This is a genomic window from Pseudomonas sp. SCB32, assembly GCF_009189165.1.
Taxonomy (GTDB): Bacteria; Pseudomonadota; Gammaproteobacteria; order Pseudomonadales; family Pseudomonadaceae; genus Pseudomonas.
The window spans coordinates 2,714,821-2,730,934 of record NZ_CP045118.1 but is presented as its reverse complement, the minus strand read 5'-3'; the positions used below and the strand labels follow the sequence as shown (position 1 = coordinate 2,730,934).

Here is a 16,114-nt window from a genome sequence, read left to right as displayed (position 1 = left end):
AAGAGCTCTTGACTCTGTAGGAGCGGACTCCGACCGCGATGCTTTTGCTTTCCGTAGGGCGCATAACGCTTCAAGCGTCATCCGCCGTTTCTGGGCTTGGGTGTTTCTGCGCCGCTTCGGCGTGTGCTGGGAGATTTTATTTCGCCCCCTCGGGCGAGTTACTTTCTCAAACTGCGGATGGCCGCCCCACAAAAAGTAACCAAAGGTCCTGCCCCTGCATCCGGCCCCCGGCTTCGCCGGGGTGATTCACTGCGCTCACCCTTCGGGCCAGCCTTCGGCTGTTACTTCGCTTCGCTCCATCGAAGTTTCAGGGGCACGCGTCGACGGGCCATCCCTGGCCCAACGACGCTCTCGCGGCATCCATGCCGCTCAACCCCTGAAACTGCGATTCCGCTCGGCCTCCTGAAGGGGCGGTTCGGCGCGCGCGGACACTTCTCCGGAAATCCTCACGAGCAAGACAAAAGCTGGGGGGCCTGCGCCGAACTGGTTCTGCTCCCGTAGAAGCAACTGTCTTTTGGGCTCCCGCGTTCGCGGGAGTTACGGGAGTTGGATTCGCATTCCTCAGCGTCATCCCCGCGAACGCGGGACGCGGCTTCATCGCGAACAGCGCTTGCGCTGGCCCGAAGGGGTATCACCCAAAAACAATATAGGAGCGGAGCTGCTCCGCGATCCGCCGGCAGGCGGTTTTGCTTTTTCGCGGACAAGGGCCAGGCGCCCCCGTCTCTCCTACGAAAAGCCAATCCTGCTACAAAAAACGCCACGACCCCGTCAGGGCGTCGCGGCAGAGCAGCATTACGCCCAAGGACAAGCCTTTTGTCGGATAAACCAATTACGGCATTTTTATATGCCTAAATAGATTTTGCAGTATCTCCGCCCCTCAGAGGCTACCGTCATGAAAATCGGATCATCGATACTCTTCGTCCTCACCGCCCTGCTCTGCGCCCCGACCTTCGCCGCCAGCTACGCCAGCACCAGCGCCCCAACAGCCTCCGCCGCCGCCCTGGACAACCGCCTGGCCCTGCGCGACCTGTGGCAGGAACATATCTTCTGGATTCGCGACTATGTGCAGGCCAACCAGAACGGCGACAAGGCCCAGGCCAAGGTGGCCGCCGACCAGGTGGTGGCCAACGCCACGAGCATTGCCAACGCCATCGCGCCGCTCTACGGCCAACCCGCTGCCGACCAGTTGCTCAAGCTGCTGGCCGGTCACTGGATGGCCGTGAAGCACTACAGTGACGCCAGCGTCGCCAAGGACGCCGCCGGGCGCAAAGCCGCCATTGCAGACCTCACCAGCAATGCCGGCGCCATCGCCAAGTTCCTTGCCTCGGCCAACCCCAACTTGCCCGAGAAGGACCTGGTGGCCATGCTCAGCACCCATGGCGCCCAGCACATCGCGCAGATCGACCAGCTCGGCGCCCACGACTACGTTGGCGAAGCCAAGACCTGGGAAGCCATGCGGCATCACATCCTGATGCTCGCCGACGCGTTGAACGGCGCCCTGGTCAAGCAGTTCCCGGACAAGTTCTGAGTGAGGTACGCGAATGCTTCAAGGAATGGGCCGCACCCAGCAAGACCTGCTCGCCGCCCTGCTCTACCAGGCGGGCGGCATGAGCATCGACGAGTTGGCCGAACAGCTGGCGGTCACCCGCACCGCCGTGCGCCAGCACCTGGCGGCGCTGGAGCGCGACGCCCTGGTGGTGCGCGGCCCCACCCGTCCGACCGGGCGCCGTCCTGAGCAGCTGTATCTGCTGACGGCCCAAGGCCGGGAGCTGTTCCCTCGCCAGTACCAACTGCTCGGCGACCTGCTGATCGGCGAGATCGCCCAGCTCATCGGGCATGACGCCCTGCTGCAGATGATGCGCAAGCTCGGCACCCGCCTGGCGGCCGAACTGGAGTCCGAACCGGTGCCGGAGGCGCGTATCAGCGAGCACCTGAATGCCACGGGCTACGAAGCGCAGATCATCGCCCGCAGCTCCGGCGAGCTGGAGATCGTCGCGCACAACTGCGTGTTCCATCACCTGGCCGACCTCTACCCCGAAGTCTGCGAACTCGACCTGGCGCTGATCGGCACCCTCGGCGGGCACCCGGTGGAACACCTGGAATGCATGCACCGTGGCGGACAGGTCTGCCGCTTCCACCTGAAGAAACAGGCGGAAGACGACTCAGGCTGCTGACGCCCGGCTACAGACTCAGCGTCTGCCCGTCGCCGGGAACCAGCAAGCGTGAGGCAAAACCGGCCTGCATCGCGGCAGTCGCCAGTTCATCGCGGGTAACGGGGCAATGGCTGATGGCTTCCAGGTGGTTCGCAATCACCGTCCCCTGACTGAGGTGCATGAACTCCAGTACCTCATCCACGCCCATGATGATGTCGGCGCCGATGTCGAAGCGGGCACCGCCGGCCGGGATGACGCAGACCCCTGGCTGGTGCCGCACCACGAAGTCGCGGACGGTAGAGCTCAGCAACGTGTCTCCCGCCAGGTACAGGCTGGGTTCGCCGGGCATCTCTATCAGGTAGCCGACGCCGTGGTCCATCAGCCTGCCGACGAAGCCCTCGCCATGGGTACAGCGGACTGTGCGAATCCAACCACCGAGAAATGAGCACGGCTGCTCGTGATCATCCGGCAACGGCTGGACGTTCAGCCCGCGCTGGGCCAGGTACGGCGCGTCGCGAGGCGTGCAGATCACGGGAATCCCCCGCTCCCTCAGCCAGCGCACGCCTGCCCGGTCCAGGTGATCGAAGTGCCCCTTCTGGCAGTGGGTGATCAGGCAGTGGGTCACCGCCTCAAGGGCCTGCTCGGCCTCCTCCGGCAGCTCGACCAGCGGGTTTCTCTGCCGCGCGGCCAATACCCGCAGCGGCGGCAGCGCGCCCTTGGGCGCCAGCATCGGGTCGACCAGGATGCGATGCCCAGCCAGCTCGAGGACGATAGTCGCGTTGCGGATCTGTTGAATCTTCATCGTGGAGCCCTCCTAAGGTGTGGCTCCATGGTGCCGATCCGCAACAGCCGCCATAATGGCAGCATCTGCCACAATCAATTCATTTCTCGCCATGCCCAGAACACTTCAGATCGGCCTCCTGCTGTTCCCCGGCTGCATGCCGGCGGGCCTGCTTGCCTTCGCCGACCTGCTGCACGCAGCCAATCGCAGAACCGGTGTCGAGCTCTTTTCAACCCAGTACGTCGGCGTGCGCAGCGGGCCGGTCGAGTGCGCCCACGGGCTGGTCCTGCCGGCGAACCACGGCATCGCCGAGCTCGCGCTCGACGCCCTGCTGATCCCCGGATTCTGGGCGGAGTCCCCGCAGCAGGTCGACGCCACCCTGGCAGGCAACAGCGACTTGCTGAGGGCCCTGGCTCGACTCAGCAAGCGCTGCCAGGTGTGGAGCTATTGCGTAGGCGTTTGCCTGGCCGCCGCCAGTGGCAGGCTGGACGGCCAGCCCGCGACTGTGACCTGGTGGCTGGCCGAGACCCTGCACAGGCGCTACCCCCGGATACGCTGGCAAAGCGAAAAGAACTGCATCCTCAACGCGCACAACGCCACCGCCAGTGGGGTCAACGGCTACCTGCCGATCGCCCAGTCGCTGATCGAGCGGCACGTCAGCGCCGAGGTGTTGCGCGACCTCGTCAAACTGATGGTGCTCCCACGCCCTGCGCAGTCCCATGACGTTTTCCAGACCATCAGCCTGATCGGGCAGCCCAGCGGCCTGCTTCAGCGACTCCACCTGCTGGTGGAAAGCCTGCCGGCGGAACAGATCACGGTGCAGAAACTGGCAGATGGACTCGGCCTCACGGAGCGCACCCTGGCGCGTCGGGTGCGCAGCGAAACCGGGACCGCCGTGGCCGCCTACGCCCGGCGCATCAAGCTCAGCCAGGTCGGTGAACGCCTCACACTGACCTCGGCGTCCATCAGTGCGATAAGCGAGGAACTCGGCTTCAGCAGCGACTCCAACCTGCGGCGGATGTTCAAGGAACTGACCGACTTCACGCCGGCGCAGTATCGACAGCGCTTTGCACGATTCTGAGCCCCGGTATCTGCCTATTCCTCGGAACGCCCCGTGGCATTACGATCCCGCTCGTAATGCCGCGACAGCGGAAACGGCGGCAGCCAGCTCTCACGGCGAATCGTCCAGAGCTCATAGGTCGGCCTGAGCTGGTCAGGAGCGTCCAGTGAACCCAGGTTCACCTCGACCTCATCGCCGCTGCGCCCGAACACCGACGATCCGCAACGCGGACAGAAATGCCGCCCGGCGTAGTCACGGGTTTCGCCTTCGATCGCCACCGCCTCCTGGGGGAATATCGCCGACGCATGGAACAGCGCACCGTGATGCTTGCGGCAATCCAGGCAATGACACAGGCCGACCCGATAGGGCCGCCCTGACGCCACGAGACGGACGTTGCCGCACAGGCAACCACCGGTGAATCGTTCCATGCTGCACCTCCTCTGCCATCGAGCCCTTGCGTGCTTTACCGCAAAGCCCGCCGAGCGGGCCTCGCCGGCCGTCAGTAACCGGCTGCCCGGTCCACGGTGTAGAGCAGTTCCCGGCCTTCAAGGTCCCGAAGGATGTTTTCCGCCACCACCGCCGCGCCGCCTTCCACCTGCATGGTGCTGGCGATGTGCGGGGTGACCCAGACGCGCGGATGCGACCATAACGGATGACCCGCCGCCAGCGGCTCGCGTTCAAAGACATCGAGAATCGCCGCGCCGACCTGCTCTGAATCCAGCGCCGCCAGCAGGTCGGCCTCGACCACATGCTCGCCACGGCCGACGTTGATCAGCCCGGCGCCCTGCGGCAGGCAGGCGAGCGTCTCGCGGTCGAGGATAGCGCGGGTGCTGTCGGTCAGCGGCAGCAGGTTGACCAGGATGTCGCACTGGGATAGGAAGGTTTCCAGCTCCTCCCGGCCCGTGTAGGTCTTCACCCCGTCGAGCTGGCGCGCCGAACGGTTCCAGCCCAGCAGCTGGAAACGCAGGTGGCGCAACTGCGCCAGGCAGGCCATGCCCAGCTGGCCGAGGCCCATGACGCCGACGCGGCTGGCAGAGGCCGGGAGGATGCTCCGCGTCTCCCACACCTGAGCGGCCTGGGCCACACGATAGGCGGGCATCTCGCGGTGTATCGCCAGCGCGGAGAGCACCACGAACTCCGCCATGATGTCTGCCAGCGATTCATCGACCATGCGCGCCAGCGCAACCGAATCCGGGATCGCCGAGAGGTCGAACTGGTCCACCCCGGCACCCGCCGCGAAGAGGATGCGCAGGTTGGTATAGCGCCCGATATCGGTAACCGGCTCCCAGGTCAGCAGGTAGTGCACGCGCGCCGGATCGACAGCATCGAAGCCTTCGACGAACTCCAGGTCCGGCAGTCGGGCTGCCAGCAGGCTGCTCCATTGCTCTGCATTTTCCGGCTCCGCGTTGTAGAGAAAGATCACGTCCTGTTCCTCACCTTGTTCATGAGTTTTTTCCAAGCCCGGAGCGCACGAGCCCTGCGTACCGCCTTCGTCACGCCCAACGGCCAAACGCAGCCAGGGTACTCGTCGGCTTCGCGTAGCGGTTCCTTCTCCTCCAGCAGCGGGTCCCGCGCCACTGGATTTCCCCACCTGCGCAATGGCGAACCGTGCTACCTGTGATAGCGGCGGGCGCGCCTGATTTCGCGGGCATGGCCCGCTCCTACATTGTTTTCTGGGTGATACCCCTTCGGGCCAGCGCAAGCGCTGCAACACATGGAAAACGCCAAAGTCGTTCACCAGCAGCACGGCCTCCTCGCCGCTGCCGGTCACCAGGCGCGCTTCGCATCGTACGATTCGACAGGCCGCTTTGGGTCCGAAGCTAACGCTCCCAGCCCCATCCTCAGGCCCATCGGCATGTCATGCAGCGCAATCGACAGTCTGCTCCCGCAACCACCGATGGCCAGCCGTACTGACGTTGCGGATGAGGTAGAGCAACTGGAGGCTGTAGCGAGGCCCCTGGAACGGCGCGGCAAACGGATTCAGGGACGCGCCTTCGACGAAATGCCGTGCCGCCTGACGCGGCAGGGTGAGCACGTAGTCCGAGCGGGAAATGACTCCCGGCGCGGCCATCAGGCTGGGCAATTGCACCGCCACATGCCGCTCGGCGAGATGCTGCGCAAGGCTCAGCGAGTCGAAAATCCTCGGATGGGGCGCACTGGCAACCACCACGTCGTCATCAGCAAAGCAGTCCACTGCCGTAATGCTGTTGCCCTGACCCGCCAAGTCATGGGACAACCCCGAGCGCGAAATGCGCCCTGCCCTCCATAAGGTCGAGGCGGGACAGATTGGCGTGCATGGTTTTCATCCTTCGCCGAATCAAATGCACTTCATGCATTTCGTTGAATGTTTACCATAGCCAGGTGCATTCACCCGGAGCCCGTTCATTGGGCAGGAAATCGATACCCATCATGACTACGCCCACCTTCCGCATGGCCACCCCGGCCGATGTCGCGCGCTGCTACCAGATCGAGATTTCCGCCTATGAGGGCGATGAAGCGGCGACCGAGGCAAAGATCGCCACGCGCATCGCCCAGTATCCGCAAGGCTTCCTGACCATGGAGCTGGACGGCGAGGTGATCGGCTTCATCAACAGCGGCTGCGCCCATGACGTGGTGATGTCCGACGAGGAATTCAAAGAGCTGATTGGCCATGACGCCGATGCGCCCAACGTCTTGATCATGTCGGTGGTCATCGACCCCGCCCACCAGGGTAAGGGCTATGCCTCGCTGATGATGCGCACCTTCATCGAGCGCATGAAGGACATGGGCAAGCAGACCATTCACCTGATGTGCAAGGAGCGCCACGTCGATCTCTACCGCCGCTACGGCTACCAGTACGTGCGCCCGTCCGCATCGGACCACGGCGGCATGGCGTGGCACGAGATGGTGATGACGCTGTAGGCTGCGTCTTCATTCATGCATTTGTATGAACAACTGCCACTCGAACCTTAGGAATGCACAATAGGTAGCGGCAGGCCAGTGCGGCGAGATTATGGGGAAACAACAACCCATGGACCCTCGCCATGAAACGCTCCCTCTGGCTCCAGGAAATCGCCGACGAACTTGCTCCGACCGCCTCCTTGCAGGAGGACCTCGACGTCGATGTCGCCATCATCGGCGGCGGGTTCGTCGGGCTGTGGACCTCGCTGCGCCTGCTGGAACTCGATCCCAAGTGCCGGATCGTGATTCTCGAACGCGATATCTGCGGCGGCGGCGCCTCGGGGCGCAACGGCGGCTTCGTCATGTCCTGGTGGCCGAAGATCAGTTCGCTGGTGGCGCAGTGTGGCCAGGAAGAGGCCCTGCGCCTGGCCCGCGCCTCCGAGGCGAACATCGCGGAGATCGGCAAGTTCTGCGAGGAGCACGGCATCGACGCGCACTTCCGCCGGGGCGGCTGGCTGTGGACCGCCACCAGCGACGCTCAGCGCGGCGCCTGGAAAGGCGTGCAGCGCACCTGCGAGAACCTCGGCGCCAGGGTCTTCCGCTCGCTCCCCGACAACGAGGTGGAGCGCCGCGCCGGCTCCCGCCAGCACCTGGAGGGCGTCATCGAGGACAGCAACGCGACGGTCCAGCCCGCCCGCCTCGCCCGTGGCCTGCGCCGGGTGGCGCTGGAGAAAGGCGTACGCATCTTCGAGAACACGCCCGTCGAAGACATCCAGCGCAGCCAACCCGCCGTGCTGCGCACGCCGAGCGGCTCGGTCACCGCGCGCCGCGTGGTGCTCGCCACCAACGCCTGGGCCGCGCAGATTCCGGAGCTGAGCCGGGTGATCCTGCCGGTCACCAGCACCATCGTCGCCACCAATCCGATCCCGAAGCGCCTGGAGCAGATCGGCTGGACCGGCGGCGAGTCGATCACCGATTCGCAGCTGATGGTCGACTTCTACCGCACTACCCAGGACGGCCGCATCGCCTTCGGCAAGGGCACCGGGATGATCAATTACGCCAGCCAGATCGACGAAAGCTTCGACGACAACCCACGGCTGGCCGAGGAGACCGAACAGGACTTCCGCCGTACCTACCCGCAACTCGCCGACGAGCCGATCAGCCACACCTGGTGCGGCCCCATCGACCGCACCTACGACAGCATGCCGGTGTTCGGTCATCTGGAAGGCGCGCCGCACATCTTTTACGGCATCGGTTGGAGCGGTAACGGCGTCGGCCCGACTCGCCTGGGCGGGCGCATCCTCGCCAGCCTGGTGCTGGGGCGCAATGACGAGTGGAGCCGCTGCGGCCTGGTGGGGCGTCGTCCCAAGCGCTTCCCCCCGGAACCCGTCCGCTACTTTGGTGGCCTGCTGGTGCGCGGCGCGGTGCAGCGCAAGGAGGCGCAGGAATCGAAGAACCGCAAGCCGTCCTGGATCGACCTGCAACTGAGCAAATTCGCCCCGGCGGGCCTGGAAGACAAGAGCGTCTGAGCACGCAAGGAGACCCCCATGAATCCCCTGATCCATCTGCCCGATACCGCTGGCTTCGCCCTACCCGCCGCCGTTGCCGCCAAGGAACCCATCGGCACGCCGGTGGCCGCGGCCGCCACCCACGCCGCCGCGGGCCAGGGCGGCCTCAACACCGGCGTCTGGGAATGCACGCCGGGGCGCTTCCGCCGTCAGGTCATGGAGCGCGAGTTCAGCCACTTCATCAGCGGCCACGGCTTCTTCATCCCCGACGAGGGTGAGCCGATCGAGCTGCGCGCGGGTGACGCCATCCTCTTCCCGGCGAACTGCCACGGCACCTGGGACATCCGCGAAACCCTGCGCAAGAGCTTCGTGATCATTCCCTGAGGCCGGCGCCGATGCCGGATATCTGCCCGGCGCGCAGGGCGATCCAGAGCACCGCCACATCCTCGGTGGAATCCAGCGACAGGCCGGTGATCTCCTCGATGCGGCGGATGCGGTAGACCAGCGTCTGGCGGTGCACGTTGAGCCGTTCGGCGGTCTTCTGCCAGGAGCGGTTCTGTTCGAGGAAGACCTGCAGCGTGTGCTGCAACTGGGCGCCCTGCTTCGCGTCGTAATCCGCCAGGGCGCCCAGCGCGCGGCGGTAGACCAACAGTGCCTCTTCCAGGCTCGACGGCAGCCACAGCAGTTCCCCGGCGGCGCGGCCGTAATGGGCGACCAGACGATTGGCCGACGCATGGGCCAGGGCCAGGCGCGCCTCGCGCAGCGCTTCGCCGGTGCGGCCGGCATGCCCCAGGGGATTGGACAGGCCCAGCGGATAACCGAGCACCTGCTGGACCTGCTCGGCGGCCTCGAGCGAGGCCAGCAGCAGGATCAGCTCCTCGCCCTGCACCCGCGCCAGCAGCGTCACACCTTGCAGATGCAGGCGCTGCGACCAGCGCTCGGGCAGCTCCGCCTGGCAGCGAGCCACGGCGAACACCGCGTCGCCCACCTGACAGCCCATGGCGGCGAGTCGTTCATGGGCGGGTCGTTCATTGAGCCGCTGTTGCAGGAGATCGTCCAGCAGCTCCCCGCCCTGGCGCAGCACCCGCTCATGCTCGACCTGCTGCCGCTCCAGCTCGATCCCCAACACCGCCGTCACATGGTGCAGCAGGCCGTAGTCGAGAAGGCCACCGCCGCACGCGAGAATCTTGCAGGCCGGCACCGACGGCAGCGCCATGGTCAGGCCATCGCCCTCCTCCGACGCCAGGCGGGTCACCGTGGTCGCAGTAGGCGAGCGCTTCCCCAGAGCCTCGCGCCAATGCGCCGGCAGCGGCCTGAGCCCGGCATGCCAGGGCTCCAGCGTCGCGACGTCGAACAGGTAGAGCTGCGCGTGCAGGTCCGCTGTCAGGCGTTGCAGCAGGAACTCCAGGCCGAGGTTGCGCAGCCCCATACGGGCGCTTTCGTAGATGCGCGTCACCGCGTTGCGGCGCTCCTGCTCCTCCTGCCGACTGGCGTCGATGATGGCCCGGGCGACGGCCGAGAACGGCACCGAGTGATGGATCAGCAGCACGGGAAAGTCCAGGCGCAGCGCCGTGTCGTAAAGCGAGCCGAGCTCCTCGGGCGCCTGCATGTTCTCACCGATCATCAGCCCGGCGACGTGGGCCGCCGCCAGGCGCTCGATGTATTCCCGCTGCGGGCCGGCACCGGCCGGGATGCCGATTCCAGTGGTCATCAGCAGCTCGCCTTCACCCAGCCACTGCGACGGGTCGGGCAGTTCGCACACATGCGCCCAGCGCAGGCGCCGCCCGGCCTGGCTGGCGCCGCTGACCAGGCGCGTGGAGAGCGCGGGGGCAGCGAGCAGGTCCTGAATCGAAATCGACATGGCATCTCCGGCAGGCGGGGGTTTCACCCGCGGTTTTCAACGGCAGAGGATCCCATCGGCCCAGCGCCATGAACTCCATACAAAGATATGAACCAGGTCATGCCGATTTGTAAATCCGTCTGATATCGCGACGCCCGTCCCGTGGCGAAACTGGTGCGCAAGCCGCACCCACCTCACCGTCCGGCCCACTGCCACCGGCAGCACCCAACGACCCATCGGAGCCCATAACAATGCCAAAGTCTCTGAGCAGCGCCATCGCACTTTCCATTGCCTGCCTTTCCATCGCCAGCCTTTCAACCCACGCCCTGGCCGACATCACCGTCGCCTCCCAGGGTGGCGCCAACAAGGCCGCGCAACAGAAAGCCTATTACGAGCCCTACAGCGCCCAGACCGGCAGCAAGATCATTGCCGACGAGTTCAACGGCGAGATGGCCAAGGTCAAGATCCAGGTCGACACCGGCAGCGTCACCTGGGACGTAGTGGAACTGGAAATGCCCGAACTGGCCCGTGCCTGCGACGAAGGCCTGCTGGAGGAACTGGGCAGCGACCCGGCCATCGCCGCCATGACGCCCAAGCTGGTCAAGGGCGCCGTCCAGCCCTGCGGCGCCGGTATTTTCGTCTGGTCCACGGTGCTGGCCTACAACGCCGACAAGCTGAAGGTCGCACCCACCGGCTGGGCCGACTTCTGGGACGTGAAGAAGTACCCGGGCAAGCGCGGGCTGCGCAAGAGCCCGATGTACACCCTGGAGTACGCGCTGATGGCCGACGGCGTGCCCTACAAGGACATCTACGACCTGCTCGCCACCCAGGAAGGCCAGGACCGCGCCTTCCGCAAGCTCGACGAGATCAAGCCGTACATCCAGTGGTGGGAAGCCGGCGCGCAACCGCCGCAGTACCTGATGTCCGGCGATGTGGTGATGAGCGCGGTGTACAACGGCCGCATCGCCGCGGTGCAGAACGAAAGCAACCTGAAGGTCGTCTGGAACGGCGGTATCTACGACATCGAGACCTACGCCATTCCCAAGGGCGCGAAGAACGCCGCGGAGGGCCGCAAGTTCATCGAGTTCGCCCTGCAGACCCAGCAGCAGAAGGCCTACTCCGACCACATTGCCTATGGCCCGGTGAACCTCGCCGCCGCCGCCGAGATCGCCCCCGCCCAGGCCCGCGATCTGCCCAGCGCGCCGGAGAACCTGGACAAGCAACTGGCGATGAACGCCAGCTTCTGGGCCGACCACGGCGAGCAGCTGCAGCAGCGCTTCAATGCCTGGGCAGCGCGCTGAGTCCGAGGCGCCCCATGAAAAGGCCCGCCGATGGCGGGCCTTCATCCACGAATCTCAGAGCGTCGCCTCGACCGCACAGGCCCAGGCTTGCAGGGCATCGCGGGCAGCCAGGGCGATTTCCTCGTCATTGCGGCCGCTGAACTGCCGCTCCACGGCGTCCGCCGCAATAAGCCCGGCCACGGTGGGTTTGCCGACCGCATCGGTCAGGTCCAGCCATTCGACCCAACTGGCCGGCGTGTCGTACCAACGCAGATAGCCTGTCGGCGAACGCGGCCACCAACGCTCTTCGAACTGCAGCACCACCTTCTCCAGCGTTCCCATGCCCAGGTGGGCCATGGCGTCCTGCTGGGGCTGCGGCAGCTCCGGGACGAACTGCAGCGTCTTGAGCACCCCCAGCGGCACGGTGCAGATGCAGAAGTCGCCGCGCTCGTCGTTCACCCGGACTTCGCCGCCCTGCCAGTCGATCCGCGTGGCCGGCTGCCCCAGCCGAATGTCGAGCCCGGTTGCCAGGTGGTCGACGACCTGGCTGTAGCCGCCGGGCAGGAAATGGTCGTTGTTGCCGACACCGTCCTCGTCCAGCGACTCCACCGACAGCTCCACCAGCGGCAGGCAGGCCTCGATGATCAGGTTGCCGTCGATGGCATAGCGTGTTGCGCGCGCCTCGGCCGGCTCCAGGGCTGCCAGGTAGCGCTCCACACCCTCGGCCAGAGGCAGCCGTCGATCGATTCCCCGGCGCAGCGCTTCCCAGGCGGCATCGACGCCATCGACAGGTCCGTCGCTGGCGGCAGCCAGAGGCTGGCTGAAATCAGTCCCCACCAGGCGCAAACCCAGACGTTCCGCCTCGCGAGCCAAGGCATTGTCGGCGAACTGCTGCAGCCAGGCGGCGCCCACATCCACGGTCACCGGCCCCAGTTGCAGGCTGTGGGTGCGGCCACCAATGCGCTCCCGGGCTTCAAGCACGACGCAGTCGATGCCCTGTGCGCGCAAGTGACGGGAGGCGCCCAGGCCCGCGCATCCCGCGCCGATCACGATGACCCGACGAGCGCCGGCGCGAACGGCCAGATTCGCCGCCCGGATACCGTCGTCCCAGGCGCCGTGAACCATGGCCGGCGCTTTGGGGTTGCAGGCCTCACCCGCAATGACCAGACGGCCGCCCAGGCATTCGCCCAGGGCCGCGCGATGTGCCGGCGTGCCACCGGGCAGAAGCGTGCTGTACGCGCCCTGGCAATAGATGTCCTGGCTCCAGTGGGTGACGTGCCAGGCGATGGGACGATGCACGAGCGAATCCTTTTCCGGGTGCAGGTTGTTCATGGGCGAGACCTTCCTTGTGGTTCTCATGACTACGGTGGATCGGGACGCTCAGTTGCCCGCGGAGACGCCACGATCGATCGCCAGGTCCGCGCCCGTGATCGAGCGAGCGGATGACTGGCAGAGGAAATGCACCAGCTCCGCGACTTCGGCGGGCTGGATGAACGCTGCCCTGTCACCCTGGGGATACTTGTCGAGCAGCTCGCGGTAGTAGCCCTGGGGATCGCCGCCGCCGTAACGCTCGGCCTGGAAGCGCAGCATGGGTGTCTCGATGTCGCCCGGCGACACGGTATTGCAGCGCACGCCGAAGGGCGCCAGGTCCAGCGCCAGGGTCTTGCTCAGCAGCGTCACTCCGCCCTTGCTCGCACAGTACGCGGCGGCATTGCGGTTGCCCTGGCGGCCGGCATCGCTGGAGATGTTGACGATTGCCCCCTCGGTGTCCTTGAGATGCGGAATCGCCGCCGAGCACATGAAGAAGGTCCCCTTGAGGTTGACGTCCAGCACGATGTCGAAGTCCTCCTCACTGCATTCATCGACCGGCCCCTCGCGCCAGACGCCGGCGGCATTGACCAGCGCATCGATGCGCCCGGCCACCGCTACCGCATCGGCCACTATCCGCCGACATTCGGCAGGCTGGCGGATGTCACCCGCGCTGCTGCCAGCCAGGCCCTCCGCCTCCGCCAGGCGCCGCAACGCCTCGCCGTCCAGATCGGTGGCGAACACCCACCAACCCGAGGTGGCGAATCGCTGCACCAACGCCTGCCCCAGCCCACCGCACGCACCGGTTATCAGAACCACTGGATTGCTCATCGCTGTATTCCTTCGTGGACTCAGGGCGCCTTGTTTTCGACCAGGCAGTTGCCGCCGTCGATGACCAGCATCTCACCGGTCACATAGCTCGCTTCCGGCGACGCCAGGAAGGCCACGGCGGCGGCAACTTCCTCGGGTCGCCCTGCCCGGCCGACGGGCGTATGGCGCGCGGCGATGGCTTCTTCTTCGGTGGAGGAGCCGGTGGCGATCCAGCCTGGCGCCACGCTGTTCACGGTGATGCCATGGCGGGCGACTTCCAGCGCCAGTCCCATGTTCATGCCCACCATCCCCGCCTTGGCCGCGCTGTAGGCCGCCTCGCCGGGGTTGCTGCCGCGAGTGCCGGTGGTGGAACTGACCTGCACCACCCGCCCATAGCCACGCGCTTTCATGCCGCGCAGCACCCCGCGGGTGAGCAGGAAGGCCGTGGTCAGGTTGCGCGACAGCGCCAGGTTCCATGCCGCCAGATCGGTGTCGACCACGTCGGCGAAGGGCTCCGGGCTGCCCTGCATGGCCATGCCGGCGTTATTGACCAGGATATCGATGCGGCCCCAGAGCGCTTCGGCCCATTCCACCAGGGCGCCCACCTGGGCCTCGTCAGAGAGGTCCGCCAGCCGTCCTTCGGCGTCGAATCCCTCGGCGCGCAGTTGTTCCACGCGGTCGAACAGACGCGGGCTGCTGGCGGTGACGATAAGCTTCACGCCGCACTGGCCGAGCCGCCGCGCAATCGCCATTCCAATCCCCTGCTCGCTGCCGGCGCCGCTGATCAACGCGACCTGGCCGTGCCATTGTGCATTCGGCATAACTGCCTCCTTGGGCTGCATGCATTCGTTCGAATATTGCGAACCAAAGTAAGCTCATCCGGAAGATCGAAAAAGACGATTGTCATCAGCTAATCTGACAACCAGACAGGCCAACTCTCGAGTTTCAATGGACTCAGGCCAGCAACTCCGGACCCGGCGAAGATCGTCATCAGGATTCTTGAAAACCATGGCATTCTCCAGCGACTCGCTTTCGATCTTCCTCGCCGTGCTGGACAGCGGCTCCTTCTCCGCCGCCGCGCGCAAGCTCGGCCGCGTGCCATCCGCCGTCAGCATGGCGGTGGCACAACTGGAAGCGGAGCTGGATCTCATCCTGTTCGACCGTAGCACCCGCAAGGCCCTGCCCACCGAGGCCGCACTGGCCCTGGAGCCCCAGGCCCGGCAGGTGATCTGCCAGCTGAACCTGCTCGACGCCCAGGCGTTGCAGTTGCACAAGGGGCTCGAACAGCGGTTGAGCATCGCGATTGCGCCGGAGCTGCAAACCGGCCGCTGGGGCCAACCCCTGGTGCAGTTGGCCGAGGAGTTCCCCGGCCTGGAGATCGAGGTCCGCTCGGCCACGCAGGCGGAAGCGGTACGCATGCTCCACGAAGGCGCCGTGCAACTGGCCCTGGTGTTCGAGCGCCCCGGCATCGACGAGCGCGAGTCCTTCCTCGAAGCGGGCAGCCAGTTGCTCGTCGCGGTGGCCTCGCCGCAGCATCCCGTCGCCCGGCATAAGGACGTGCCGCTGCGCGAGGAGCAGCTCGCGGAGCAGAGGCAGATCATCGTCGCCTCGGGCAAGTCCACCGGGTCCGACCCGCGCATGGTGCTGTCGCGGCGCATCTGGCTGACCGACAGCTACCTGGCCACCCTGGAGTTCATCCAGTCCGGCCTTGGCTGGGCCTACCTGCCGCAACCCCTGGTGCAACCGCTGATTGCCTCGGGCGCGGTCACGGAAGTCCGCTTCGACAACATGGCCAGCCGCCTGCGGCTCTGGGTCGACGTCATCTGGATAAAGTCCCGCCCGCTCGGCCTGGGTGCCCGGCGCTACCTTGAGCTGATGCGCCAGGTGTTCAAGGACGAGCCGCCCCGTTCCTGAGTTCAAGCGCATCGGCGCGCGTGGAAAATCCGTACCGTCTGGCCAGCCCACCCGAAAAAGTGCGAAGATCGCCCAAAATCGTTAACACGAGTAACCGTATGGCCAAGAAAAGCGCTGCTCCCGATGACGAGGTCCAGGAGGCCGCCAGCCCGGACCTGAGTTCGCCCCTGGACAGCTACGTCGGCTACGCCCTGCGCCGCGCCCAGCTGTCGGTGTTCCAGCACCTGGTGAACGAGCTGGCCAAGTTCGATCTGCGCCCGGCGCAGTTCACCGCCCTGGCGATCATCGAGAGCAATCCCGGATTGATGCAGGCTGACCTCGCCCGCGCCCTGAGCGTCGAGCCGCCGCAACTGGTGCCGCTGCTGAACAAGCTGGAAACCCGGGCACTGGCGGTGCGGGTACGCTGCAAGCCGGACAAGCGCTCCTACGGCATCTTCCTCAGCAAGGCAGGCGAAACCCTGCTCAAGCAGCTCAAGGACGTCGCCTTGCAGAGCGACCTCGACGCCACCGCCGGCCTCAACGACGCAGAACGCGAACAACTGCTCGGCCTGCTGCAGAAGATCCATACCCCCGCGTAATT

At 65.9% G+C, this 16,114-nt stretch carries 17 protein-coding genes; 9 read left to right on the top strand and 8 right to left on the bottom strand.

All coding sequences use genetic code 11. The features are described 5' to 3' along the window. The first annotated feature begins 892 nt into the window (after positions 1-892). Positions 893-1,528, top strand: coding sequence for a hypothetical protein (locus GA645_RS12815; RefSeq protein ID WP_152223302.1), 636 nt, complete (start codon positions 893-895; stop codon positions 1,526-1,528). A gap of 13 nt (positions 1,529-1,541) precedes the next feature. Beyond that, positions 1,542-2,174 carry a metalloregulator ArsR/SmtB family transcription factor gene (locus GA645_RS12810; protein WP_152223300.1) on the top strand — a complete coding sequence of 211 codons (633 nt, stop codon included), beginning with the start codon at positions 1,542-1,544 and terminating at the stop codon, positions 2,172-2,174. A 7-nt stretch (positions 2,175-2,181) separates the two neighbouring features. Here the strand turns inward: GA645_RS12810 and GA645_RS12805 are convergent, their stop codons facing one another. Continuing rightward, positions 2,182-2,955 carry an MBL fold metallo-hydrolase gene (locus GA645_RS12805; RefSeq protein ID WP_152223298.1) on the bottom strand — a complete coding sequence of 258 codons (774 nt, stop codon included), beginning with the start codon at positions 2,953-2,955 and terminating at the stop codon, positions 2,182-2,184. A 91-nt stretch (positions 2,956-3,046) separates the two neighbouring features. On the opposite strand from GA645_RS12805, the gene GA645_RS12800 reads away from it, so the two are divergent. Beyond that, positions 3,047-4,015 carry a GlxA family transcriptional regulator gene (locus tag GA645_RS12800; protein ID WP_152223296.1) on the top strand — a complete coding sequence of 323 codons (969 nt, stop codon included), beginning with the start codon at positions 3,047-3,049 and terminating at the stop codon, positions 4,013-4,015. Between the two features lie 14 nt (positions 4,016-4,029). Here GA645_RS12800 and GA645_RS12795 read toward each other — a convergent pair whose 3' ends face one another. From GA645_RS12795 to GA645_RS12785, 3 genes are all read right to left on the bottom strand, one after another. Further along, positions 4,030-4,422 (bottom strand): GFA family protein, encoded by a 393-nt coding sequence (locus GA645_RS12795; RefSeq protein ID WP_152223294.1) that lies wholly within the window; start codon positions 4,420-4,422, stop codon positions 4,030-4,032. Positions 4,423-4,493: 71 nt separating this feature from the next. Next, the gene (locus GA645_RS12790) at positions 4,494-5,417 is read right to left on the bottom strand and encodes a glyoxylate/hydroxypyruvate reductase A (protein ID WP_152223292.1); all 924 of its coding nucleotides are present in this window, start codon (positions 5,415-5,417) and stop codon (positions 4,494-4,496) included. A gap of 435 nt (positions 5,418-5,852) precedes the next feature. Next, positions 5,853-6,188: a hypothetical protein gene (locus GA645_RS12785; protein WP_152223290.1), complete on the bottom strand. Its 336-nt coding sequence runs from the start codon at positions 6,186-6,188 to the stop codon at positions 5,853-5,855. 215 nt (positions 6,189-6,403) lie between these two features. Here GA645_RS12785 and GA645_RS12780 point away from each other — a divergent pair, with 215 nt between their 5' ends. The 3 genes from GA645_RS12780 (at position 6,404) to GA645_RS12770 (ending at position 8,766) form a co-directional block, all read left to right on the top strand. Beyond that, the gene (locus GA645_RS12780) at positions 6,404-6,895 is read left to right on the top strand and encodes a GNAT family N-acetyltransferase (RefSeq protein WP_152223288.1); all 492 of its coding nucleotides are present in this window, start codon (positions 6,404-6,406) and stop codon (positions 6,893-6,895) included. A gap of 122 nt (positions 6,896-7,017) precedes the next feature. Next, positions 7,018-8,403 (top strand): FAD-binding oxidoreductase, encoded by a 1,386-nt coding sequence (locus tag GA645_RS12775; RefSeq protein WP_152223286.1) that lies wholly within the window; start codon positions 7,018-7,020, stop codon positions 8,401-8,403. A gap of 18 nt (positions 8,404-8,421) precedes the next feature. After that, entirely contained in the window at positions 8,422-8,766 is a 345-nt protein-coding gene (locus tag GA645_RS12770; RefSeq protein ID WP_152223284.1) for a cupin domain-containing protein, read from the top strand. Here the strand turns inward: GA645_RS12770 and GA645_RS12765 are convergent. After that, positions 8,756-10,243 carry a PucR family transcriptional regulator ligand-binding domain-containing protein gene (locus GA645_RS12765; RefSeq protein ID WP_152223282.1) on the bottom strand — a complete coding sequence of 496 codons (1,488 nt, stop codon included), beginning with the start codon at positions 10,241-10,243 and terminating at the stop codon, positions 8,756-8,758. The two genes, GA645_RS12770 and GA645_RS12765, sit on opposite strands and share 11 nt — an antisense overlap. 230 nt (positions 10,244-10,473) lie before the next feature. Between GA645_RS12765 and GA645_RS12760 the strand changes: the two genes are divergently transcribed. Beyond that, complete coding sequence (locus GA645_RS12760) at positions 10,474-11,523, top strand: ABC transporter substrate-binding protein (RefSeq protein ID WP_152223280.1); 1,050 nt, start codon at positions 10,474-10,476, stop codon at positions 11,521-11,523. 54 nt (positions 11,524-11,577) lie between these two features. On the opposite strand, the gene GA645_RS12755 is transcribed toward GA645_RS12760, so the two are convergent. From GA645_RS12755 to GA645_RS12745, 3 genes are read right to left on the bottom strand one after another with little or no spacing between them, the layout of a single operon-like run. After that, positions 11,578-12,834, bottom strand: coding sequence for an NAD(P)/FAD-dependent oxidoreductase (locus tag GA645_RS12755; RefSeq protein ID WP_152223278.1), 1,257 nt, complete (start codon positions 12,832-12,834; stop codon positions 11,578-11,580). Between the two features lie 48 nt (positions 12,835-12,882). Continuing rightward, complete coding sequence (locus GA645_RS12750) at positions 12,883-13,641, bottom strand: SDR family NAD(P)-dependent oxidoreductase (protein WP_152223276.1); 759 nt, start codon at positions 13,639-13,641, stop codon at positions 12,883-12,885. A gap of 20 nt (positions 13,642-13,661) precedes the next feature. After that, the gene (locus GA645_RS12745) at positions 13,662-14,441 is read right to left on the bottom strand and encodes an SDR family NAD(P)-dependent oxidoreductase (RefSeq protein WP_152223275.1); all 780 of its coding nucleotides are present in this window, start codon (positions 14,439-14,441) and stop codon (positions 13,662-13,664) included. 187 nt (positions 14,442-14,628) lie between these two features. On the opposite strand from GA645_RS12745, the gene GA645_RS12740 reads away from it, so the two are divergent. Further along, a complete protein-coding gene (locus tag GA645_RS12740; protein WP_152223273.1) occupies positions 14,629-15,534 on the top strand; it encodes a LysR family transcriptional regulator in 906 nt (301 codons plus the stop codon). Between the two features lie 98 nt (positions 15,535-15,632). Continuing rightward, positions 15,633-16,112, top strand: coding sequence for a MarR family winged helix-turn-helix transcriptional regulator (locus GA645_RS12735; protein WP_152223271.1), 480 nt, complete (start codon positions 15,633-15,635; stop codon positions 16,110-16,112). Positions 16,113-16,114 lie beyond the last annotated feature (2 nt).